The sequence below is a fragment of the Streptomyces mobaraensis NBRC 13819 = DSM 40847 genome (assembly GCF_017916255.1).
GTDB lineage: Bacteria > Actinomycetota > Actinomycetes > Streptomycetales > Streptomycetaceae > Streptomyces > Streptomyces mobaraensis.
Map to the genome: position 1 here is coordinate 1492626 of NZ_CP072827.1, position 23113 is coordinate 1515738.

The following is a 23113-nucleotide window of genomic DNA, read 5'->3' on the forward strand; positions in this document are numbered from 1 at the left end:
CCCCGCTCGGTTTCGACGTACACGTACTCAAGTCCTACAGATCAGACCCTACAAGCACGGTCCGACATCGGCCCCGTACTCCCGGGAACGTCCGGGAACCACCGTGATGATTCCCGTTCCGCCTCCTCCCCAGACCCCGCTCAGCCCCCCGACAGCACCCGCACCAGCTCCTCCGCCGTGCGGCAGCGGTCCAGCAGCTCCTTGACGTGGTTGCGGGTGCCGCGCAGCGGCTCCAGGGTGGGGACCCGCTGGAGCGAGTCCCGCCCGGGAAGGTCGAAGATCACCGAGTCCCAGGAGGCGGCGGCCACGTCGTCCGCGTACTGGTCGAGGCAGCGGCCCCGGAAGTACGCCCGGGTGTCCTCCGGCGGCGCCGTACGGGCCCGCTCGACCTCGGTCTCGTCCAGCAGCCGCTTGATCCTGCCGCGCGCCGCCAGCCGGTTGTACAGCCCCTTGTCGGGCCGGACGTCCGCGTACTGCAGGTCCACCAGGTGCAGCCGGGCCGCGTCCCAGTCCAGGCCGTCCCGGCGGCGGTAGCCCTCCAGCAGCTCCCGCTTGGCCACCCAGTCCAGCTCGCCGGCGAGGCTCATGGGGTCGCCCTCCAGCCGGCCCAGCACGTCCTCCCAGCGGGCCAGGACGTCCTTGGTCTGCTCGTCCGCGTCCGACCCGTACCGGTCCTCGACGTGTTTCCTGGCCAGCTCGCAGTACTCCATCTGGAGCTGGACGGCGGTCAGCGTCCGGCCGCTGCGCAGGGTGATCAGGCGGCGCAGCGAGGGGTCGTGGCTGACCCGGTGCAGGGTGCGGACGGGCTGGTCGACGGCGAAGTCGCCGGAGATGAAGCCGTCCTCGATCATGGACAGCACCAGCGAGGTGGTGCCCAGCTTGAGGTAGGTGGAGATCTCCGAGAGGTTGGCGTCGCCGATGATCACGTGCAGCCGGCGGTACTTCTCGGCGTCGGCGTGGGGCTCGTCGCGGGTGTTGATGATGGGCCGTTTGAGGGTGGTCTCCAGCCCGACCTCGACCTCGAAGTAGTCCGCGCGCTGGCTGATCTGGAAGCCGTGCTCGCGGCCGTCCTGGCCGATGCCGACCCGGCCGGCGCCGGTGACGACCTGGCGGGAGACGAAGAAGGGGGTCAGGTGGCGCACGATGTCCGAGAAGGGGGTCTCCCGCTTCATCAGGTAGTTCTCGTGGGTGCCGTAGGACGCGCCCTTGTTGTCCGTGTTGTTCTTGTAGAGGTGGATCGGCTGCGCCCCGGGCAGCCGGCCCGCCCGCTCGGCGGCCTCCGCCATGATCCGTTCGCCGGCCTTGTCCCAGAGGACCGCGTCCCGCGGGTTGGTGATCTCCGGGGAGCTGTACTCGGGGTGGGCGTGGTCCACGTACAGCCGGGCGCCGTTGGTGAGGATGACGTTGGCGAGGCCGATGTCCTCGTCGGTGAGCTGGCTGGCGTCGGCGGCCTCCCGGGCGAGGTCGAAGCCCCGGGCGTCCCGCAGCGGATTCTCCTCCTCGAAGTCCCAGCGGGCACGGCGTGCCCGGTGCATCGCCGCCGCGTACGCGTTGACGACCTGGGACGAGGTGAGCATGGCATTGGCGTTCGGGTGACCGGGGACGGAGATCCCGTACTCCGTCTCGATGCCCATTACTCGCCGTACGGTCATGCGGCCCTCCTTGCCCGGCGGCGCCCCCTGGTGGGGTCGCCGCTCAAGTACCGCTGCGCATCCGGTCCGTGTGCGTCCCCCACGCGCGTCGCGGTGGTACCGCAGAGCCTAGAACGGCTTTGCGGCCCTGGGGAGATCATTCCAGTCATTGCCCGGGTTCGTGCCGTACCGGACCCGTCCCTCGTGCCGTACCGGACCCGTCGCGCCCGCGGGCGTCGTCCCCCGGGGTCCGTGAACGCGTCCGGCCGCGGACGGACCGTTCCGGCCCGGTCCCGCGCCGTGGGGGCGGGAGCCGGGGATCCGGGGACGGTCGGCCGCGGCCGGACGGCGGTGTTACAGGTACTGACCGGTGTTGGCCACCGTGTCGATGGAGCGGCCGGTGTCCGCGCCCTGCTTGCCGGTGACGAGGGTGCGGATGAAGACGATCCGCTCGCCCTTCTTGCCGGAGATGCGGGCCCAGTCGTCCGGGTTGGTGGTGTTGGGCAGGTCCTCGTTCTCCTTGAACTCGTCGACGCAGGCGGCGAGCAGGTGGGAGACGCGGAGGCCCTTCTGGTTGTGGTCGAGGAACGCCTTGATCGCCATCTTCTTGGCGCGGTCCACGATGTTCTGGATCATCGCTCCGGAGTTGAAGTCCTTGAAGTAGAGGACTTCCTTGTCACCGTTGGCGTAGGTGACCTCCAGGAAGCGGTTCTCCTCGGATTCGGCGTACATCTGCTCCACGACCGACTGGATCATGCCGTCGACCGTCGCCCGGGGGTCCCCGCCGTGCTCGGCGAGGTCGTCCGCGTGCAGCGGCAGCGACTCGGTCAGGTACTTGGAGAAGATGTCCTTGGCCGCCTCGGCGTCCGGCCGCTCGATCTTGATCTTCACATCGAGCCGGCCGGGGCGGAGGATCGCCGGGTCGATCATGTCCTCGCGGTTGGAGGCGCCGATGACGATGACGTTCTCCAGGCCCTCCACGCCGTCGATCTCGGAGAGCAGCTGCGGGACGATGGTGTTCTCCACGTCCGAGCTGACGCCGGAGCCGCGGGTGCGGAACAGCGAGTCCATCTCGTCGAAGAAGACGATCACGGGCGTGCCCTCGCTGGCCTTCTCGCGGGCGCGCTGGAAGATCAGGCGGATGTGCCGCTCGGTCTCGCCGACGTACTTGTTGAGCAGCTCGGGGCCCTTGATGTTGAGGAAGAAGCTCTTCCCCGCGGGCTTCCCGGTGACCTCCGCGACCTTCTTGGCAAGGGAGTTGGCCACCGCCTTGGCGATGAGCGTCTTGCCGCAGCCGGGCGGGCCGTACAGCAGGACGCCCTTGGGGGGCCGGAGTTCGTGCTCCTTGAAGAGGTCGGGGTAGAGATAGGGGAGCTCGACCGCGTCGCGGATGAGCTCGATCTGGTTCCCCAGGCCGCCGATCTTCGTGTAGTCGATGTCGGGGACCTCTTCGAGGACGAGCTCCTCGACCTCGCTCTTCGGGATGACCTCGTAGACGTAGCCGGAACGGGACTCGAGCAACAGGGCGTCGCCGGGGCGGATGGTGACGTCCAGCAGCGGCTCGGCGAGCCTCACCACCCGCTCCTCGTCGGTGTGCCCGATGACCAGGGCCCGTTCGCCGTCCTCCAGGATCTCCTTGAGGGTGACGATGTCCCCGGCCCGCTCGAACGCCATGGCCTCGACCACGTTGAGGGCCTCGTTGAGCATGACCTCCTGGCCGGGCCGGAGCTCCTCGGGGTCGACGCCCGGGCTGACGTTGACCCGGAGCTTGCGGCCGCCGGTGAAGATGTCCACCGTGCCGTCGTCGTTGGCCTGCAGGAAGACGCCGAAGCCGGCCGGCGGCTGGGCGAGCCGGTCGACCTCCTCCTTGAGGGCCACGATCTGGTCGCGGGCCTCGCGGAGGGTGTTGGCGAGCCGCTCGTTCTGGGCGGACACCCCGGCCAGGTTGGTCTGGAGCTCGACGATCCGCTCTTCGAGAATCCTCGTGTGACGCGGAGAGTCGGCGAGCTTGCGGCGCAGGACGGCGATCTCCTGCTCAAGGTAGGCAACCTGGCCGGCGGGGTCGTCTGAGCCCCGTCCCGGCCGGATGCCGCGGTTCATGTCGTCGTCGTGGGCTGCCACGGTCCTCACCTCCTCCAAGGGGAGCTGGACGCTTCCAGACCCTACCTGGGCCGGTGCAGGTTGAAACCCCTAGATCACAAACCCGGTCGGAGTGTGTCCGATCTTCACCCTTGCGCACGTCCTCACGACTGGGGAATACCCACCCATCAACATCGGAAAGCGAGCGGTTGTATCGTCGAGTCGGTCAACACCCGTCAGTGCTGGCTCCAATTGATTCACGTAAGCAGGAAACGGCAGGCGAGATGACCGTCCGGAACGAAGACCGCGCGACCGTCACCGAGGACCCGGCGGCCGAGGGCCCCGACGGCGCCCTCGAGGTCTGGATCGACCAGGAGCTGTGTACGGGGGACGGCATCTGCGTGCAGTACGCCCCCGAGGTCTTCGAGCTCGACATCGACGGACTGGCGTATGTGAAGAGCGCCGACGACGAGCTGCTCCAGGAGCCCGGCGCCACCACGCCCGTTCCGCTGCCGCTGCTGGCCGACGTCCGCGACTCGGCCAAGGAGTGCCCGGGCGACTGCATCCATGTGCGGCGCGTCTCGGACAAGGTCGAGGTGTACGGCCCGGACGCCGAGTGACGGATCAGGCGCGGCCCGTGACGGGTCGTGCCGTCGGCTCGAACTGGCCGTCGCGCCACCGCCATTCGACCGGCCGGCGCAGGTCGGGGCAGCAGCGCGGCACGTTCCGCGCGGAGTAGCCGAGCAGAGTGGCCGAAATCGTGTCCCCCGTCACCCTGAACCGGCCGACGTTCATCCGCCGGGCGGGGTCGACGAGGGTGGCGACCACCCGCGGCGGTGCGCCCGCTCCCTTGCCCGCCGCCAGGACGTAGACGCCGTCGGGCGGGGTGCCCCCGCCGGCGCGGCAGTGGACCACGGCCACCGTCCCGGGCCGCCCGTCCCCGTCCGGGTCCACGACGGCCTTGTCCCGCACCTCGACGCCCACCGGGCCGCAGTCGAGCGGGTAGCGGGCGGCAGTCGGATCGGGTGCGGCGGCGGCCGGCGTGCGGGGCGCGTCCCCGGCGGTGGCGTCGGCCGGCCCGAGGAGTGCCGCGCCGGTCAGCACCACGGCCAGGCCAAGAGCGGTCAGCAGCCAGTGGACGGGCCTCGGGTGGGTGTGCGGAAGTCCGGCGGGGGGCTGCACGCGCGCCGCTCCTTCGAAGAGACTGTGACGAGAGCCGCATCGTCGCACACCGGTCCGGCGAACGGAACGGCGCCCCGGCCCCAACGCGCGGAAGCCGTCCCCGAGTTCGCCGGGGACGGCTTCCGCGCTGGTGGGAGAAAGGCTCAGCCTTCGGCAGTCTGACCGCCGGGACCCGTGTAGTCCTCGCCGTACGCGCCCTTCGCCGGGCGGCGGCGGCGCATCGGCGGCTCCACGCCGTCCGCGAGACGGCGGGCCGTGAGGAGGAAGCCGGTGTGCCCGATCATGCGGTGGTCGGGACGGACGGCCAGGCCCTCGACGTGCCAGGTGCGGACCATGGTCTCCCAGGCCGACGGCTCGGCGAAGCAGCCGATCTCGCGGATGGACTCGACGGTCCGCGCGAGCTGGGTGGTGGTCGCCACGTAGCAGCAGAGGATGCCGCCGGGGACGAGCGCCTTGCGGACGGCCTCCAGGCACTCCCAGGGGGCGAGCATGTCCAGGATGACGCGGTCGACGTCGGTGTCGGACAGGTTGTCCTGGAGGTCGCCGACGGTGAGCTGCCAGGCCGGGTGCGGACCGCCGAAGTAGCGCTCCACGTTCTTCGTGGCGATCTCGGCGAAGTCGGCGCGGCGCTCGTAGGAGTGCAGCATGCCCTGGTCGCCGATGGCGCGCAGCAGGAAGCTGCTCAGCGAGCCGGAGCCGACGCCGGCCTCCACGACGCGGGCGCCGGGGAAGATGTCGGCCATCGCCAGGATCTGCCCCGCGTCCTTGGGGTAGACCACGGCGGCTCCGCGCGGCATGGACAGGACGTAGTCGGGGAGCAGGGGGCGCAGCGCGAGGTAGGCGACGTTTCCCGTGGTACGGACAACACTGCCCTCGGGAGCACCGATCAGCTCGTCGTGCGGGAAGGCACCCTTGTGGGTGTGGAACTGCTTCCCGGCTTCGAGCGTGAAGGTGTAGTGGCGTCCCTTGGGGTCGGTGAGCTGGACCTGGTCCCCGACCTGGAAGGGCCCGCGACGGCGGGCGGCACCGGTCGGTTCGGACATGTGACCAGCCTACCGGGCGCGGAGCGGGACCGGGACCACGGGCCGGGGCCCTCTCCTGGGCCGGGCCTCGGGGGGCCGGGGTCTCAGGGGGCCGGGGTGCGGGCCATGGCGGCGACGAAGGCCCGTTCGACGTCCGCGGTGGAGAGGACGCCGTAGACCTCGCCGGTCTCCTCGACGACCAGGTACTCGGTGGCGGGCGTCTGCCGCAGGGCCTCCAGCAGGTCCTCGCCGGAGAGCTCGGCCGAGATCCGCATGCCGTCCTGGATGTCCTGGGCGAGGGTGTCCACCGTGACCCAGGGCCGGCGGTGGACGGGGATGCCGACGATGGCGGACTCGCGGACCAGCGCGGTGGGGGCGCCGGCCGCGTCGACGACGACCAGGGCGCGGGCGCCCTCCTCGTTGGCCCTGCGCAGCGCCTCGGAGAGCGGCGTGGTGGGGGCGACGGGCACGGCGCGCCGGGTGAGGGTGCGGGCGCGCAGGCCGGGGAGGCGCTCGCGGAGGCGGGCCATGCGGAGGCTGTTCCCGGCGCCCGTCCAGATGATCGCGGCGAGGATGGCGGCGAGCAGGGCGTCGGTGAGGGAGTCGACGCCGCCGAAGTCGTCGGCGCGGTACGCCTGGGTGAGCAGCGGGAGGCCGACGAGGACGCTGACGGCGAGCGCGCGGCCGACCCAGGCGGCGGCGACGGTGCCGGCCATGGGCCGGCCGGTGATCTTCCAGACGACGGCGCGGAGCATCCGTCCGCCGTCCAGGGGGAGACCGGGCAGCAGGTTGAAGACGGCCACCAGGAGGTTGGAGACCATGAGCCCGGCGAGCAGCACGCCGGGGACGGTGTCGGGCTCCACGGCCTGCATGCCGACCCAGAAGACACCGGCCAGCACCAGGGAGAGCAGCGGGCCGACGAAGGCGAGGACGAACTCCCGGCCGGGGGTCTCGCTCTCCTTCTCGATCTCGGAGACGCCGCCGAAGAACTGCAGCTGGATGCGCCGGACGGGGAGGCGGAAGCGGAGGGCGGCGACCGTGTGGGCCAGTTCGTGGACCAGGACGGAGGCGTAGAAGGCGACGGCGAAGAAGAGGGAGACCAGGTAGCGGGCCCGGCCGAGTTCGGGCAGGACGCGGTCGAGCTGGCCGCCGAAGACCCAGGTGATGAGGGCGGCGACCAGGAACCAGCTGGGGGCGACGTAGACCGGGACGCCGAACGGGCGGCCCATGAGGATCCCGCCGCCGCTCTCGCGCGGACGCCGCGGTCCGGGGCCGTGCTCTCCCGGGCCTCCCGGGCCTCCGGGTTCCCTGGGGTCTCCGGGCTGTCCGGCCTGGTGGTCGGCGCCCCCGCTGCCGGACCCGCCCTGCCCGCTGTTCTCCACGGTTTCCCCTCGTCGGTGCTGCTCCCGCACCCGCCCGGTGCGCGCGCCCTGCCACGATCATGCACGCGCGGAAGCTCTGCCGTCGATGGTATGCCGCGGAATGTCCGTGGGGGGCCGTAGGGTCTCTGCCATGGACACCGCTCTCGACGACACCGCCCGGGGCCCGGCCGGAGGGGCCGCCGGCCCGGCGGTCCCGCTCCCCGAGCCCGTACGGCAGGCTCCGGAGACCTCCGGTCCACCGGCGGCCGCCGCCCGGCCGGCCTCGCTGTCGCCCTCGCGTGCGGCCGATTTCATGCGGTGCCCGCTGCTGTACCGGTTCCGGGTGATCGACCGGCTGCCGGAGAAGCCCAGCCCGGCGGCGACCCGCGGCACGGTGGTGCACGCCGTGCTGGAGCGCCTCTTCGACGCCCCGGCGGCGGAGCGCACCCCGGACCGGGCCCGGGCGCTGCTGCCCGGCGAGTGGGAGAGGCTGCTGGCGGCGCGGCCGGAGCTGGCGGAGCTGTTCGCCGGCGAGGACGGTACGCACGAGCCGGAGCGGCTGGCCCGCTGGCTGGCGGAGGCGGAGCGGCTGGTCGAGCGGTGGTTCTCGCTGGAGGATCCGACGCGGCTGGAGCCGGCCGAGCGCGAGCTGTTCGTGGAGACGGCGCTGGACTCGGGGCTGGTGCTGCGCGGCATCGTCGACCGGGTGGACGTGGCGCCGACGGGCGAGGTGCGGATCGTCGACTACAAGACCGGGAAGGCGCCGGCCCCGCAGTACCGGGGGGACGCCCTGTTCCAGATGACGTTCTACGCGCTGGTGATCCGGCGGCTGCGCGGCGTCATGCCGCGCCGCCTCCAGCTCGTCTACCTGGGCAGCGGGGACGTGCTGACGTACGACCCGACGGAGGCCGAGCTGGCGGCCGTGGAGCGGAAGCTGCGCGCGCTGTGGGAGGCGATCGCGCTGGCCACCGAGACGGGCGACTGGCGGCCCCGGCCGACGAAGCTCTGCGGCTGGTGCGACCACCAGGCGCTGTGCCCGGAGTTCGGGGGCACTCCCCCGCCGTATCCCCTGCCGGTGCTGCCCGTACCGCGCGTTCCCGAGGCGGACGCGGGGCCTGCCGGGGTCTGACGGGCGCGCCCGGGATGGACTCAGGCAAAATGGCCCCGGTCTACCGAAGGAGTTCCCTGTGGCGATCCGTGTCCTGCTCGTCGACGACCAGCCCCTGCTGCGCACGGGCTTCCGCATGATCCTCGAAGCCGAGCAGGACATCGCGGTGGTCGGGGAGGCCGGTGACGGCCTGCAGGCGCTGGAGCAGGTCCGGGCGCTCCAGCCGGACGTGGTGCTGATGGACATCCGGATGCCCCGGATGGACGGGGTCGAGGCGACCCGGCAGATCACCGGCCCGGACCGGAACGGTCCGGCGAAGGTGCTGGTGCTCACCACGTTCGACCTGGACGAGTACGTGGTGGAGGCGCTGCGCGCGGGGGCCAGCGGCTTCCTGCTGAAGGACGCCCCGGCCCATGAGCTGGTGCAGGCGATCCGGGTGGTGGCGGGCGGCGAGGCGATGCTGGCGCCGAGCATCACCCGCCGGCTGCTGGACAAGTACGCCGGGCACCTGCCGTCGGGCGAGGAGCCGCTGCCGGACACGCTGAGCACGCTGACCGACCGTGAGGTGGAGGTGCTCAAGCTGGTGGCCCGCGGTCTGTCGAACGCGGAGATCGCGGCGGACCTGTTCGTCAGCGAGACGACGGTCAAGACGCATGTCGGCCATGTGCTCACCAAGCTGGGGCTGCGCGACCGGGTGCAGGCGGCGGTCTACGCGTACGAGAGCGGGCTGGTGCGGCCGGGCGCGCAGTAGCCGCGGCGCGAGACGAGGAGGAGCAACGCCGAAGGGCCCGCCGGATCGTTCCGGCGGGCCCTTGGTGTCTCGCCCGGTGTCAGCCCTTGTCGGACTTGGCGATCTCCCAGAAGCGGAAGACGGTGGAGGCGTCCAGGGTCCACTGGAGGCCGGTGATCCGGTCGTTGGCGACGGCGTACTGCTTGCCCTGCCAGAGCGGCAGCACCGGGACGTCCTGGGCGACGGTCGACTGGAGCTTGGCGAAGTCGCCGACGGTCGCGGTGCGGCTGCCCTGGGCGGCGGTGGCCGGGAGGATCCGGTCGGCTATCTCCTTGGACTCGTAGTGGTTGGCGAGTTCGTTGTCCTCGCCGAAGAAGGGCGCGGTGAAGTTGTCCGGGTCCGGGTAGTCGGGCACCCAGCCCTTCACGTAGACCGCGTACTTGCCGGCCTCGATGCCCTTCTCGTACTCGGGGAAGGGCGCGGTGCGCACGTCCGCGTCGAACAGGCCGCTGGCGTTGAGCTGCTTGGCGATGGCGTTGAGCTCCGGGACGGTGCCGGGGCCGTAGCGGATCGGCGTGCCCCAGAGGGTCAGCTTGACCTTGCCCTTGATGCCGGCGGAGACCAGCGCCTCCTTGGCCTTCTCGGGCTGCGGACGGTCGCCGTAGAGGTCGAAGAACGGCGTCCGGTGGCCGGTGATGCCGCTCGGGACGACGGAGTACAGCGGTTCGGCGGTGCGCTTGTAGACGTCGCGGACGAGGGCGCTGCGGTCGACGAGGTAGGCGACGGCGCGGCGGACGGCGAGCTTGCCGGTCACCGTGTCCTTGGTGTTGAACACCAGGTGCTGGACCTCGGCGCTGGTGCCCTGGACGACCTTGAGGCCCTTGCCGGCGGTGGCGGCGGCCTCCAGGGACGAGATGTCCTCGGTGGCCAGGCCACGGTAGGCGAGGTCGACGTCGCCCTTCTGCAGGGCGGTCTTCAGGGCGTCCTGCTCGCCGTGGAAGAACTTGAGGGTCATGCCCTTGTTCTGGACGGTCGCGGGGCCCTTGTAGTCGCCGTTGACCTTGAAGACGGCCTTGTCCTTGCCGTAGGAGTCCAGCGTGTAGACGCCCGAGCCGACGGCCTTGCCGTCGGTCCTGAGCTTGTCCATCGCGTACTCCTGGTGGTCCACGATGGAACCGGCGCCGGAGGCGATCTTCAGCGGGAAGGTGGCGTCCGGCCGCTTCAGCTTGAAGACGACGGTCTTCTTGTCCGGCGTCTTGATGTCCTTGATCGTGGACAGCATGGCCGACGCGGGACCGGACTTGTCGTTGATCTTCAGGGTGCGCCGGAAGGAGTAGGCGACGTCCTCGGAGGTGAGGTCGTGCCCGTTGCTGAACTTCAGGCCGCTGTTGAGCGTGCACTCGTAGACGGTGCTCGCCTGGTCCTTGAAGCCGCACTTGCGGGCGGCGTCGGGCTGCGGCACGTTGCTGCCCTTGGGGAAGCTCAGCAGCGACTGGAAGACGTTGTTGAACAGGATCCAGGAACCGGGGTCGTAACCCGCGGCCGGGTCCACCGAGACGACCTCGTCGGACATCCCCATGACCACCGACTCACCGGTGCCCGCCGCCTTGCCGTCCTCCGAACCGCACCCGCTCAGCAGGGCGGCGGCGAGCCCCGCACCGAGCGGGGCGGCAAGCCACTGGTCACGTTTCCTCACGTGCACGTTCCTCACAGTTCCAAGTGGAGGGGGCGGGCACGGGCCCGCCCCTCAAGGCCGTTCTGTGGAGCTTGTTGTACAGGTGGAGCGTTGTGTTGCAAAAGGGGTGTTCTCATCACGGCCGGGTGTCATCGCCGTGTTGTGCGTCACTTGCCGCGGGCGAGTTCCCAGGGCTGCAGCTCGGAGGCGGCGTTGAGCGCCCACTCCGCGCCGGTGAGGCCGTTCCGGATCGCCACGTACTGCTTGCCCTGCCACAGGGGCAGCACCGGCACCTCGTCCGCGACGATGTCCTGGGCCTGCTGGAAGAGCTTGGCCGCCGAGTCGCGCTGGGCGGTCTGCCGGGTCCGCGGGATCAGGTCGTTGATCTTGGCGTTCTGGTAGCGGGACCGGAGGAAGTTGTCCTTGCCGAAGAACGGGGCGATGAAGTTGTCCGGGTCCGGGAAGTCGGGGAACCAGCCCATGCCGTAGACCGCGTACTGGCCCTTGGCCGCGTTGGGGCGGAACTCCGACCACTTCACGTCCTGGAGCTTGACGTCGAACAGGCCGCTGCCGTTGAGCTGCTTCTGGAACGTCTTGTACGCCCGCGCGCTGGCCTCGCCGTAGTGGTCGGAGGAGTAGGCGAGGGTGAACCGCACCGGGGTGCTGATGCCGGCGCCCTTCAGCAGGGCGCGGGCCTTGTCGGCGCTGGGGTTGCCGTACTCGTTGGAGAACGAGTTCTGGTGGCCCGGGATACCGCTGGGCACCAGCGAGTACAGGGCGTCGCTGGTCCGGTCGTAGCCCTCGCGGGCCAGCGCCTGACGGTCCACCAGCTGGGCCATGGCCTGCCGGACGGCCTTGGGCTTCACGGCCGGGTCGTCGGTGTTGAAGGCCAGGTAGCCGATCTCCGAGCCGGCCGACTCCAGCAGCCGGACGTCCTGGCCGGTGGTGTCGCGCAGCCGGCCGATCTGCTCGGGCGACAGGGTGCGGTTCGCCAGGTCGACGTCGCCGCCCTTGAGGGCGTTCTCCAGCGTCTTGGCGTCGTCGTAGAAGCGCATCTCGACCTTGTCGTTCTGCACGTTGACCGAACCCTGGTAGTCCGGGTTCTTGGAGAGCACGACCTTGACCGCGCGGCCGTCCTTCTCCTCGGTGTCCAGGGTGTACGGACCCGAGCCGACGACCTTGAAGCCGTCGCCCATCAGCTTGTTCTTGGGGTACGACCGGCTGTCGACGATGGCCGCGGCCGGGGTGGCGAGCTTCTGCGGGAACGTCGCGTCGGGCGTCTTCAGCTGGAAGACGACCTCGCGGTCGTTCGGGGTCTCGACCCGGTCGATGTTGCTCAGCAGCGAGACCGGACCGTTCTCGAAGTTGATCGTGCGGGCGCGCTCGATGGAGAACTTGACGTCCTTGACGGTCATCTCGTGACCGTTGCTGAACTTGAGCCCGCTGCGCAGGGTGCAGCGGTACTGCTCGTTGCGGCGGTCGCTGAACGTGCACTTGGAGGCGGCGTCCGGCACCGGGTCCGAGCCGGAGCGGGGCAGCCGGAGCAGCGTCTGGAAGGCGCTGTGCAGCACGTTCCAGACGCCGACGTCGTACGCGGCGGCGGGGTCGAAGGGGGCCGGAGCGTCGGTCGTCTGCTCGAACCGGTCGGTGGTGCCGACGACGATGGCGCCCTTGCCCTTGCCCGCTCCGTCGCCCCCACCACAGGCGACGAGCACGGGGGCCAGCAGGCCCACCACGGTCGGCAGCACCAACGTCTTGCGGTTCATTGTCCGGTGTTCTCCCTGTGGTGCGAACGGCGCCCGGGACTCCGTACGGATGCGTTGCTGCACGGGCCCCACGGGGTGCCGTGAAGTACTCGCCAAGAGATTAGTGGCGGCGCCGAGGGGACCGGAACGCGGTCTCTCTGATGCGATATCACGCGGCGATAACGGCGGCGGGTTGACGGATATCCCGGCAGGGGAACGATTCGCGCACCAGCGAACCAATCGGGACACAAGGGTGCACCCAGCCCGTCGACAAAGCGTCAGAACGGCGCAGAATCGACGTCGCGATAGCCCCGGGCCGGTGACGAAGGTCACTCCTTAAATGACCTTGCACCTCTTGGCTTTTACCGTCGCTTTGATCACGGAAAACGACGGGACCGGCGCTCAGAGTTTCTTGAGCATTCCACCGTCAACGCTCGGTGTACGCGCCAAACACCTGTCGTGACCGGCCGTTCCCTCAAGATCCGACCAGGCTCCGCAGAAAACGGAGATCGACTTCTTCGAGGGAGCGGACGACCGTCCGGCCGGCCGCGGACGGGATCGCCCCCACCGAGGGCACCGCCACCACCCGGCAGCCCGCCGCCTCGGCCGCCGTCACCCCCGTCATGGTGTCCTCGACCACCGCGCAGCGCTCCGGGGCGACCCCGAGTCTCGCGGCGGCCGTCAGGTACGGGTCGGGGTGCGGCTTGGTGCGCTCCAGCTCGTCCCCCGCGACGGTCAGCGTGAAGTGCTCCGGACCCAGGGTGCGCAGCACCCGGTCGATGATGTGCCGGTGCGACGCGGAGACCAGCGCGGTCGGCACGTCGTGCGCCGCCAGCTCGGTCAGCAGGCGCTTGGCGCCCGGCATGAGGGGGACGCCGGAGCCGATCATCTCCGCGAAGCGGGAGTTCAGGAGGGCGGTCAGCTCGGCGAGGGCGATCTTGGCGCCCGTCGCCTTGATCAGGAACGCGGCGCTGCGGGTCATCGGGCCGCCGACGACGATCTCGCGGTACTCCTCCAGGAGCTGGTGGCCCAGCTCGGCGAAGACCGCGACTTCCACCTCCCACCAGAAGCCCTCGGTGTCGACCAGGGTGCCGTCCATGTCGAGGAGGACGGCTTGCAGGGCGTTGCCGCCGCCCTTGGCGGTCCTGGTCGCGACCGTGGGAATGCCGCTCGTCATCCGCGCACCTCCAGAGGGGACGAGAAGGCCGGCCCGCCTTGCCCTCGCGGGCGGCGGACCGGCCTTCTTCTACCGGACGACAAGTCTACGGCCGGGCGCGCCGGAGCGCTCCTTCGTTTTCGGGCGGGGGGGTGCCCCGGTCCCGCCCTTTCACCGCTTCTTGCGGGGGCGAGCCCCCGCACCCCCTGAAACCGCGCTCCGCGCGGTTGTCCTCAAACGCCGGACGGGCTGGATGTCGCGCCCGGGCGCACGATTCAGCCCGTCCGGCGTTTGAGGACGAGCGGCGAAGCCGCGAAAAGGGGGTCTGGGGCGCAGCCCCAGGAAACGGCGAAGGGGCGGGACCGGGGCACCCCAACCCCCACAGAGCCCCGCGCTACCGCGCGTTGAAGTACTTCGCCTCCGGATGGTGGATCACGATCGCGTCCGTCGACTGCTCGGGGTGCAGCTGGAACTCCTCCGACAGCCGCACCCCGATCCGCTCGGGCTCCAGCAGTTCCGCGATCTTCGCCCGGTCCTCGAGGTCGGGGCAGGCGCCGTACCCGAGGGAGAACCGCGCGCCGCGGTACTTGAGCGCGAACATGTCCTCCACGTCGGAGGGGTCCTCGCCGCCGAAGCCCAGCTCCGAGCGGACCCGTGCGTGCCAGTACTCGGCGAGGGCCTCGGCCAGCTGCACGGAGAGGCCGTGCAGTTCCAGGTAGTCGCGGTACGCGTCGGAGGCGAAGAGTTCGGCCGTGGCCTCGCCGATGCGCGAGCCGACGGTGACGACCTGGAGGCCGACGACGTCGCGCTCCCCCGACTCCTCCGGGCGGAAGAAGTCGGCCAGGCAGAGCCGCCGGCCGCGGCGCTGGCGGGGGAAGGTGAAGCGGGTGCGCTCGGTGCCGTCCTCGTGGAGGAGGATGAGGTCGTCGCCCTTGGAGTAGCAGGGGAAGTAGCCGTAGACGACGGCCGCTTCCAGCAGGTTCTCCGTGTGCAGCTTGTCGAGCCAGCCGCGCAGCCGCGGCCGGCCCTCGGTCTCGACGAGCTCCTCGTAGCTGGGGCCGCCCGCGCGGGCCTGCTTCAGGCCCCACTGGCCCTTGAAGAGGGCGCCCTCGTCCAGCCACGACGCGTAGTCCTTCAAGGGGATGCCCTTGACGACGCGGGTGCCCCAGAAGGGCGGCGCGGGGACGGGGTTGTCGGTGGCGACGTCGGAGCGGACCGCGCCCTTGGGCTCCTCGTCCACGACCACCGGGGTGTCCCGCTTGGGCACCCGCCGCTGCTTGAGTTCGGGGAGCGTGGCGCCGGGGACGCCGCGCTTGACGGCGATGAGGGCGTCCATCAGCCGGAGCCCCTCGAAGGCGTCGCGGGCGTAGCGGACCTCGCCCTCGTAGATCTCGTGCAGGTCCTGTTCGACGTAGGCGCGGGTGAGGGCGGCACCGCCGAGGATCACCGGATAGGTGGCGGCCAGCTTGCGCTGGTTCAGCTCCTCCAGGTTCTCCTTCATGATCACGGTGGACTTCACCAGGAGACCCGACATGCCGATCACGTCCGCGCGGTGTTCCTCCGCGGCTTCCAGGATGGCCGAGACGGGCTGCTTGATGCCCAGGTTGACGACGTTGTAGCCGTTGTTGGAGAGGATGATGTCGACGAGGTTCTTGCCGATGTCGTGGACGTCGCCGCGCACGGTGGCCAGCACGATGGTGCCCTTGCCCTCCGCGTCGCTCTTCTCCATGTGCGGTTCGAGGTAGGCGACGGCGGTCTTCATCACCTCGGCGGACTGGAGGACGAACGGCAGCTGCATCTGGCCGGAGCCGAACAGCTCGCCGACGACCTTCATGCCCTCCAGCAGGGTGTCGTTGACGATGTCGAGGGCCGGGCGCTCGGTCAGCGCCTCGTCGAGGTCGGCCTCCAGGCCGTTCTTCTCGCCGTCGATGATGCGCCGCCGCAGCCGCTCCTCCAGCGGCAGGGCGAGCAGTTCCTCGGCCTTGCCCGCCTTCAGCGACTTCGCCGTGGCGCCCTCGAAGAGCTGCATGAGCTTCTGCAGCGGGTCGTAGCCCTCGGAGCGGCGGTCGTAGATGAGGTCGAGGGCGGTGGCGACCTCCTCCTCGTCGAAGCGCGCGATGGGGAGGATCTTGGAGGCGTGCACGATGGCCGAGTCCAGGCCCGCCTTGACGCACTCGTCGAGGAAGACGGAGTTGAGCAGGATCCGCGCGGCCGGGTTGAGGCCGAAGGAGATGTTGGACAGGCCGAGGGTGGTCTGGACGTCCGGGTGGCGGCGCTTGAGCTCGCGGATCGCCTCGATGGTGGCGATGCCGTCCTTGCGGGACTCCTCCTGGCCGGTGCAGATGGTGAAGGTGAGGGTGTCGACGAGGATGTCCTCCTCCCGGATGCCCCAATTGCCGGTGAGGTCGGCGATCAGCCGCTCGGCGATCTCCACCTTCTTCTCCGGCGTGCGGGCCTGGCCCTCCTCGTCGATGGTCAGCGCGATCAGTGCCGCGCCGTGCTCCTTGGCGAGGCGGGTGACCTGGGCGAACCGCGACTCGGGCCCGTCGCCGTCCTCGTAGTTGACGGAGTTGATGACGGCCCGGCCGCCGAGCTTCTCCAGGCCGGCCCGGATGACGTCCACCTCGGTGGAGTCGAGCACGATGGGCAGGGTGGAGGCGGTGGCGAAGCGGCCGGCCAGTTCCTCCATGTCGGCGACGCCGTCCCGGCCGACGTAGTCCACGCAGAGGTCGAGCATGTGGGCGCCCTCGCGGATCTGCTCGCGGGCCATCTCCACGCAGTCGTCCCAGCGGCCGTCCAGCATGGCCGTGCGGAACTTCTTCGAGCCGTTGGCGTTCGTCCGCTCGCCGATGGCCAGGTACGAGGTGTCCTGGCGGAAGGGGACGGTCTGGTAGAGGGAGGCGGCGCCCGGCTCGGGGCGCGGCGTGCGCTCGGTCGGGGTCAGGCCGCGGACGCGCTCCACGACCTGCCGCAGGTGCTCGGGGGTGGTGCCGCAGCAGCCGCCGACCAGCGACAGGCCGTACTCGCGGACGAACGTCTCCTGCGCGTCGGCCAGTTCGGCCGGGGACAGCGGGTAGTGCGCGCCGTCCTTGCCGAGCACCGGCAGACCGGCGTTGGGCATGCAGGAGAGGGCGACGCGGGAGTGCCGGGCGAGGTAGCGCAGGTGCTCGCTCATCTCGGCGGGGCCGGTGGCGCAGTTGAGGCCGATCATGTCGATGCCCAGCGGCTCCAGCGCGGTGAGCGCCGCGCCGATCTCCGAGCCGAGGAGCATGGTGCCGGTGGTCTCCACGGTCACCGAGACGATCACCGGCAGGTCGGCACCGGTGGCCTCCAGGGCGCGGCGGGCGCCGAGGACGGACGCCTTGGTCTGGAGGAGGTCCTGGGTGGTCTCGACGAGCAGCGCGTCGGCGCCGCCGGAGATCAGCCCCTCGGCGTTGGCCTGGTAGGCGTCGCGGAGGACGGTGTAGGGGGCGTGGCCCAGGGTGGGGAGCTTGGTGCCGGGGCCGATGGAGCCCAGCACCCAGCGGGGGCGGCCGTCGGCGGCGAAGGCGTCGGCGGTCTCGCGGGCGACGCGGGCGCCGGCCTCGGAGAGTTCGAAGACGCGGTCGGCGATGTCGTACTCGCCGAGGGCGGCGTGGTTGGCACCGAAGGTGTTGGTCTCGACGCAGTCGACACCGGCGGCGAAGTACGCCTCGTGGACCGAGCGGACGATGTCGGGCCGGGTGACGTTCAGGATCTCGTTGCAGCCTTCGAGCTGCTGGAAGTCGTCAAGGCTGGGGTCCTGTGCCTGGAGCATGGTTCCCATGGCCCCGTCGGCGACCACGACCCGGGTGGCGAGTGCCTCCCGGAGCAGGTCGGAGCGGGATGAACGGACGGTCGATGGCTGCAGGGCCATGGAGGTGCTCCCGTGGTTGCGACGGCTGTCGGCTTTACGCCCTCCCGGAGAGGGCGCACGCCGCAAGCGTAGCCGCAGCGCCCGTGGAAAGCAGGGGGTGTCCCATGGCGCGGACATCGGGTATGGGGCCGGCTACGGCGTCCGGCGGGCCGTGCGGTACGCGCCCGGGCGGAGCCTCAGCGATCATGATCACGCCAGCGTCGGCTACCCCGTGGTCGGCATCGGCCGATAGTGTTCAGCAATGCCGAACGGCATTTTGGAGGAGGTTGCTCGATGGCACGGACCATCCAGTCGCTCGAACGGGCGGCGGCGATGCTGCGGCTGCTCGCGGGCGGCGAGCGGAGGCTGGGGCTGTCGGACGTCGCCTCCGCGCTGGGGCTCGCCAAGGGCACCGCGCACGGCATCCTGCGCACGCTCCAGCAGGAGGGGTTCGTGGAGCAGGACCCGGCCTCCGGGCGCTACCAGCTGGGCGCCGAACTCCTCCGGCTGGGCAACAGCTACCTGGACGTCCACGAGCTGCGCGCCCGCGCGCTGGTCTGGGCGGACGACCTGGCCCGGGCCAGCGGCGAGAGCGTCTACCTCGGCGTCCTCCACCAGCAGGGCGTCCTGATCATCCACCACGTCTTCCGGCCGGACGACAGCCGCCAGGTGCTGGAGGTCGGCGCGATGCACCCGCTGCACAGCACCGCCCTCGGCAAGGTGCTGTGCGCCTACGACCCGGTGGCCCACAGCCAGCTCACCGAGACCGGCCCCGAGGCGTTCACCGACCGCACCGTGACCGACCTCGCGGGCCTGGAGGGGATGCTGGACCTCACCCGCGCCCGGGGCTGGGCCGCGGACGTCGAGGAGACCTGGGCGGGCGTCGCGTCCGTCGCCGCCCCGATCCACGACCGGCGTCGGATGCCGGTCGGCGCGGTGGGCGTCACGGGCGCCGTCGAGCGCGTCTGCGAGGGCGGCGAGCTGCGGCCGCAGCTGATCGCGGCGGTACGGGACTGCGCCCGCGCGGTCTCCCGCGACCTCGGCGCCGGCCGGTTCTGACCCCTCTTCCGGCCCACCGCCCTCCGCCCTTTTCCGGCCCCTTCCGGGTCACCGCTCTCCCCCGGGCCCGCCCCTCCGGCGGGCCCATGAAGATCCACTTCGCCGCCCGTTCCGGGCCCCGCGAGACCCCTTCGTTACCGGTCGGTATCCAAACGTACATTTCAGGCCAGTTGGCCTGGAGTTTCCGGTCACAGAACCCTTGACGCGCCCCTTACGGTGCAGAAAACTGCCGTGCATCGGTCGGCATTGTCGAACACCTGACGACAATATTCGCTATGGTGTGCAGTGCGTGCAGTGCTGCAGGGCTGCAATGCCATGGGGCCGATCACCGCCCTCACGGAGGGCGCGGACCTCCGGAGGGACCCGGGGTTCGCCTTCCCCTGGACGAAGGACAAAGGAGTCGCGGGTGTCCAGCTCCGACATCTTCATCGGCGAGACCATCGGTACCGCCGTCTTGATTCTGCTCGGCGGTGGCGTCTGCGCCGCCGTCACCCTGAAGCGCTCGAAGGCGCTGAACGCGGGCTGGCTCGCCATCACCTTCGGGTGGGGCTTCGCCGTGCTGACGGGCGCGTACATCGCGAAGCCCTCCGGCGCCCACCTCAACCCGGCCGTCACCATCGGCCTGGCCATAGACGGCGGCACCAAGTGGAGTGACGTTCCGCTCTACATCGGCTCCCAGATGCTCGGCGCGATGATCGGCGCCACCCTGGTCTGGATCACCTACTACGGGCAGTTCCAGGCCCACCTGACCGACCCCGAGCTGGTGGCCACGCTCAACCCCAAGGAGGGGATGGTCGACCAGACCGCCACTCCGCAGGCCGGCCCGGTGCTCGGCATCTTCTCCACCGGTCCGGAGATCCGGAACGTCGTGCAGAACCTCGCGACCGAGATCATCGGCACCGCCGTGCTCGTGCTCGCCATCCTCACCCAGGGCCTGACGGAGGGTCTGGCCGTCAGCGGCACCGGCGTCCTGATGACCGCGTTCGTGGTCGTCGGCATCGGCCTCTCGCTGGGCGGCCCCACCGGTTACGCGATCAACCCCGCGCGCGACCTCGGCCCGCGTATCGTGCATGCGCTGCTTCCGCTGCCCAACAAGGGCGGATCCGACTGGTCCTACGCCTGGATCCCGGTGGTCGGCCCGCTGGCCGGCGCCGCCCTGGCGGCAGGCATCCACAAGCTCGCGTTCTGACGCACGACAGCCGAGACCCTCAGACTTCAGGAGCAAGAGACCACATGACCAGCACCCACGGGCACGGCCCGTTCATCGCGGCCATCGACCAGGGCACGACGTCCTCCCGCTGCATCGTCTTCGACCGCGACGGCCGCATCGTCTCCGTCGACCAGAAGGAGCACGAGCAGATCTTCCCCAAGCCGGGCTGGGTCGAGCACGACGCCAAGGAGATCTGGGAGAACGTCCAGCAGGTCGTCGCCGGTGCCGTCGAGAAGGCCGGCATCACGGCCGCCGACGTCAAGGCGATCGGCATCACCAACCAGCGTGAGACCACGCTGATGTGGGACAAGAACACCGGTGAGCCCGTCCACAACGCCATCGTCTGGCAGGACACCCGCACCGACGCCCTCTGCCGCGAGCTCGGCCGCAACGTGGGCCAGGACCGCTTCCGCCGCGAGACCGGCCTCCCGCTGGCCTCCTACTTCTCCGGCCCCAAGGTCCGCTGGCTGCTGGACAACGTCGAGGGCCTGCGCGAGCGCGCCGAGCGCGGCGACATCCTCTTCGGCACCATGGACTCCTGGGTCATCTGGAACCTCACCGGTGGTGTGGACGGCGGTGTGCACGTCACGGACGTCACCAACGCCTCCCGCACCATGCTGATGAACCTCCGCACCCTGGAGTGGGAGGAGCGCATCCTCTCCTCCATGGGCATCCCGGCCGCCGTGCTGCCGGAGATCCGCTCCTCCGCCGAGGTCTACGGCAACGCCAAGGGCGGCGCCCTGGACGGCGTCCCCGTCGCCTCCGCGCTCGGCGACCAGCAGGCCGCCCTCTTCGGCCAGACCTGCTACGACCAGGGCGAGGCCAAGTCCACCTACGGCACCGGCACGTTCATGCTGATGAACACCGGCACCGAGCCCGTCCAGTCGTACAACGGCCTGCTGACGACCGTCGGTTACCGCATCGGCGACCAGAAGCCCGTCTACGCCCTGGAAGGCTCCATCGCCGTCACCGGTTCGCTGGTGCAGTGGATGCGCGACCAGATGGGCCTCATCAAGTCCGCCGCGGAGATCGAGACCCTCGCCTCCAGCGTCGAGGACAACGGCGGCGCCTACTTCGTCCCGGCCTTCTCCGGCCTGTTCGCCCCCTACTGGCGCTCCGACGCGCGCGGTGTCATCGCGGGCCTGACCCGCTACGTCACCAAGGCGCACATCGCCCGCGCCGTCCTCGAGGCGACCGCCTGGCAGACCCGCGAGATCACCGACGCCATGACCAAGGACTCCGGCGTCGAGCTGACCGCGCTCAAGGTCGACGGCGGCATGACCTCCAACAACTTGCTGATGCAGACCCTCTCGGACTTCCTGGACGCGCCCGTGGTGCGCCCGATGGTCGCCGAGACGACCTGCCTCGGCGCCGCCTACGCCGCCGGCCTGGCCGTCGGCTTCTGGCCCGACACCGACGCCCTCCGCGCCAACTGGCGCCGGGCCGCCGAGTGGACCCCCCGCATGGACGCTGACAAGCGTGACAGCGAGTACAAGAACTGGCTCAAGGCCGTCGAGCGGACCATGGGCTGGATCGACGACGAGAGCTGACTGAGGAGCAACTCATGACTACCCCGCAGAGCGTGCCCACCCTGGGAACGCACCCGGCCGCCGGTGCCAACCCGGGCCGCGCCGAGACCCGGGAGCGCCTGTCCAACGCGACGTACGACCTCCTGGTCATCGGTGGCGGCATCCTGGGCACCTCGGTCGCCTGGCACGCCGCGCAGTCGGGACTGCGGGTCGCGATGGTGGACGCCGGCGACTTCGCCGGCGCCACCTCCTCCGCGTCCTCCAAGCTCGTCCACGGCGGTCTGCGCTACCTGCAGACCGGCGCGGTCAAGCTGGTCGCGGAGAACCACCACGAGCGCCGGGTGCTGGCCAAGGACGTGGCCCCGCACCTGGTCAACCCGCTCACCTTCTACCTGCCCGTCTACAAGGGCGGACCGGTCGGCGCCGCCAAGCTCGGCGCCGGTGTCTTCGCCTACTCGGCGCTGTCCGCCTTCGGCGACGGCGTCGGCAAGGTGATCTCGCCGTCCCGCGCCAAGGCCGACAACCCCGGTCTGCGCACGGACAACCTCAAGGCCGTCGCGGTCTACTACGACCACCAGATGAACGACTCCCGCGTGGCGGTCATGACCGTCCGCGCGGCCGTCGAGTCCGGCGCGGTCGTCCTCAACCACGCCGAGGTCACCGGCCTGCGCTTCACGCACGGCAAGGTCTCCGGCGCGGAGCTCAAGGACCGTATCGACGGCGCCGAGTTCGGCATCGACGCCCGTGTGGTGCTCAACGCCACCGGCCCGTGGGTCGACCACCTGCGCAAGATGGAGGACAAGGGCGCGGCCCCCTCCATCCGCCTCTCCAAGGGCGCGCACATCGTGATGAAGCGCAAGTCGCCGTGGAAGGCCGCCATGGCCACCCCGATCGACAAGTACCGCATCACCTTCGCCCTCCCCTGGGAGGACCAGCTCCTCCTCGGCACCACCGACACCCAGTACGAGGGCGACCCGGCCGACGTGCGCGCCACCGAGGAGGACATCCAGCAGATCCTGGACGAGGCCGCCTACTCCATCGTCGACGAGGACCTCGACCGCTCCCTGATGACCTACGCGTTCGCCGGCCTGCGGGTGCTGCCCGGCGGCCCCGGCGACGTGGCCCAGGCCAAGCGCGAGACCGTGGTCACCGAGGGCAAGGGCGGCATGCTGTCCGTCGCCGGCGGCAAGTGGACCACGTACCGCCACATCGGCCGTACGGTCATGAACAAGCTGGCCAAGGTACCCGGCAGCCCGCTGACCGAGGAGATGGAGCCCGTCTCCAACCTGGTCCGCCGCACCCCGCTGCCCGGCGTCGCCAACCCCAACGCCGTCGCCCACCGCCTGCTCGTGGACCGCGAGCCCGGCACCCGGATGGACCCGCTGACGGCCCGTCACCTCGCCACGCACTACGGCTCGCTGTCCTTCGACATCGCGCGCATGGTCAACGAGAACCCGGAGCTCGGCGAGCGCATCCACCCCGACGGCCCGGAGATCTGGGCCCAGGTCGCCTACGCCCGCGACCACGAGTGGGCGGAGACGGTCGACGACGTGCTGCGCCGCCGCACCACGCTGACCATCCGCGGCCTGGACGACGAGAACGTCCGCACCCGGGTCAAGGACATGCTGGAGCGCAAGGGCTGATCCGCACCGCGACCGGCATCGAAGGGGAGGGACGTGTGACGTCCCTCCCCTTCCCCGTCGTTCCCGGGCCCGCGAGGCAACCGGTGGCGCCCCTCCCCCGTCCCTGGAG

At 70.6% G+C, this 23113-nt stretch carries 16 protein-coding genes; 7 read left to right on the forward strand and 9 right to left on the reverse strand.

The window, feature by feature from the left end:
• Nucleotides 1-140 precede the first annotated feature (140 nt).
• Both dop and arc read right to left on the reverse strand, forming a co-directional pair.
• Nucleotides 141-1652: a depupylase/deamidase Dop gene (gene dop, locus J7W19_RS05935; RefSeq protein ID WP_004946296.1), complete on the reverse strand. Its 1512-nt coding sequence runs from the start codon at nucleotides 1650-1652 to the stop codon at nucleotides 141-143.
• Between the two features lie 333 nt (nucleotides 1653-1985).
• Entirely contained in the window at nucleotides 1986-3752 is a 1767-nt protein-coding gene (gene arc, locus J7W19_RS05940) for a proteasome ATPase (protein ID WP_004946292.1), read from the reverse strand.
• A gap of 242 nt (nucleotides 3753-3994) precedes the next feature.
• Between arc and J7W19_RS05945 the strand changes: the two genes are divergently transcribed.
• Entirely contained in the window at nucleotides 3995-4330 is a 336-nt protein-coding gene (locus J7W19_RS05945; protein ID WP_004946289.1) for a ferredoxin, read from the forward strand.
• Between the two features lie 4 nt (nucleotides 4331-4334).
• On the opposite strand, the gene J7W19_RS05950 is transcribed toward J7W19_RS05945, so the two are convergent.
• From J7W19_RS05950 to J7W19_RS05960, 3 genes are all read right to left on the reverse strand, one after another.
• The gene (locus J7W19_RS05950; protein ID WP_004946287.1) at nucleotides 4335-4892 is read right to left on the reverse strand and encodes a hypothetical protein; all 558 of its coding nucleotides are present in this window, start codon (nucleotides 4890-4892) and stop codon (nucleotides 4335-4337) included.
• Nucleotides 4893-5035: 143 nt separating this feature from the next.
• Complete coding sequence (locus tag J7W19_RS05955) at nucleotides 5036-5935, reverse strand: tRNA (adenine-N1)-methyltransferase (RefSeq protein WP_004946284.1); 900 nt, start codon at nucleotides 5933-5935, stop codon at nucleotides 5036-5038.
• Between the two features lie 83 nt (nucleotides 5936-6018).
• The gene (locus tag J7W19_RS05960) at nucleotides 6019-7296 is read right to left on the reverse strand and encodes a site-2 protease family protein (RefSeq protein ID WP_051072628.1); all 1278 of its coding nucleotides are present in this window, start codon (nucleotides 7294-7296) and stop codon (nucleotides 6019-6021) included.
• A gap of 130 nt (nucleotides 7297-7426) precedes the next feature.
• Between J7W19_RS05960 and J7W19_RS05965 the strand changes: the two genes are divergently transcribed.
• Together J7W19_RS05965 and J7W19_RS05970 are read left to right on the forward strand one after the other, a co-directional pair.
• Nucleotides 7427-8404 carry a RecB family exonuclease gene (locus tag J7W19_RS05965; RefSeq protein WP_004946277.1) on the forward strand — a complete coding sequence of 326 codons (978 nt, stop codon included), beginning with the start codon at nucleotides 7427-7429 and terminating at the stop codon, nucleotides 8402-8404.
• 58 nt (nucleotides 8405-8462) lie between these two features.
• Entirely contained in the window at nucleotides 8463-9134 is a 672-nt protein-coding gene (locus J7W19_RS05970; protein ID WP_004946275.1) for a response regulator, read from the forward strand.
• Nucleotides 9135-9213: 79 nt separating this feature from the next.
• On the opposite strand, the gene J7W19_RS05975 is transcribed toward J7W19_RS05970, so the two are convergent.
• The 4 genes from J7W19_RS05975 to metH all read right to left on the reverse strand — a co-directional run bounded on the left by J7W19_RS05975 (nucleotide 9214) and on the right by metH (nucleotide 17584).
• A complete protein-coding gene (locus tag J7W19_RS05975) occupies nucleotides 9214-10809 on the reverse strand; it encodes an ABC transporter substrate-binding protein (RefSeq protein WP_004946273.1) in 1596 nt (531 codons plus the stop codon).
• A gap of 146 nt (nucleotides 10810-10955) precedes the next feature.
• Nucleotides 10956-12554 carry an ABC transporter substrate-binding protein gene (locus tag J7W19_RS05980; RefSeq protein WP_004946269.1) on the reverse strand — a complete coding sequence of 533 codons (1599 nt, stop codon included), beginning with the start codon at nucleotides 12552-12554 and terminating at the stop codon, nucleotides 10956-10958.
• Nucleotides 12555-13008: 454 nt separating this feature from the next.
• Nucleotides 13009-13710 carry an HAD family hydrolase gene (locus J7W19_RS05985; RefSeq protein ID WP_004946266.1) on the reverse strand — a complete coding sequence of 234 codons (702 nt, stop codon included), beginning with the start codon at nucleotides 13708-13710 and terminating at the stop codon, nucleotides 13009-13011.
• A gap of 373 nt (nucleotides 13711-14083) precedes the next feature.
• Nucleotides 14084-17584: a methionine synthase gene (metH, locus tag J7W19_RS05990; RefSeq protein ID WP_004946263.1), complete on the reverse strand. Its 3501-nt coding sequence runs from the start codon at nucleotides 17582-17584 to the stop codon at nucleotides 14084-14086.
• A gap of 273 nt (nucleotides 17585-17857) precedes the next feature.
• Between metH and J7W19_RS05995 the strand changes: the two genes are divergently transcribed.
• From J7W19_RS05995 to J7W19_RS06010, 4 genes are all read left to right on the forward strand, one after another.
• Nucleotides 17858-18622, forward strand: coding sequence for an IclR family transcriptional regulator (locus J7W19_RS05995; protein ID WP_004946260.1), 765 nt, complete (start codon nucleotides 17858-17860; stop codon nucleotides 18620-18622).
• A 406-nt stretch (nucleotides 18623-19028) separates the two neighbouring features.
• Complete coding sequence (locus J7W19_RS06000) at nucleotides 19029-19811, forward strand: MIP/aquaporin family protein (protein ID WP_004946258.1); 783 nt, start codon at nucleotides 19029-19031, stop codon at nucleotides 19809-19811.
• 44 nt (nucleotides 19812-19855) lie between these two features.
• On the forward strand, nucleotides 19856-21382 hold the full coding sequence (gene glpK, locus J7W19_RS06005) for a glycerol kinase GlpK (protein WP_004946255.1): 1527 nt from the start codon (nucleotides 19856-19858) through the stop codon (nucleotides 21380-21382).
• Between the two features lie 14 nt (nucleotides 21383-21396).
• Nucleotides 21397-23004: a glycerol-3-phosphate dehydrogenase/oxidase gene (locus tag J7W19_RS06010; RefSeq protein WP_004946252.1), complete on the forward strand. Its 1608-nt coding sequence runs from the start codon at nucleotides 21397-21399 to the stop codon at nucleotides 23002-23004.
• Nucleotides 23005-23113: the final 109 nt, after the last annotated feature.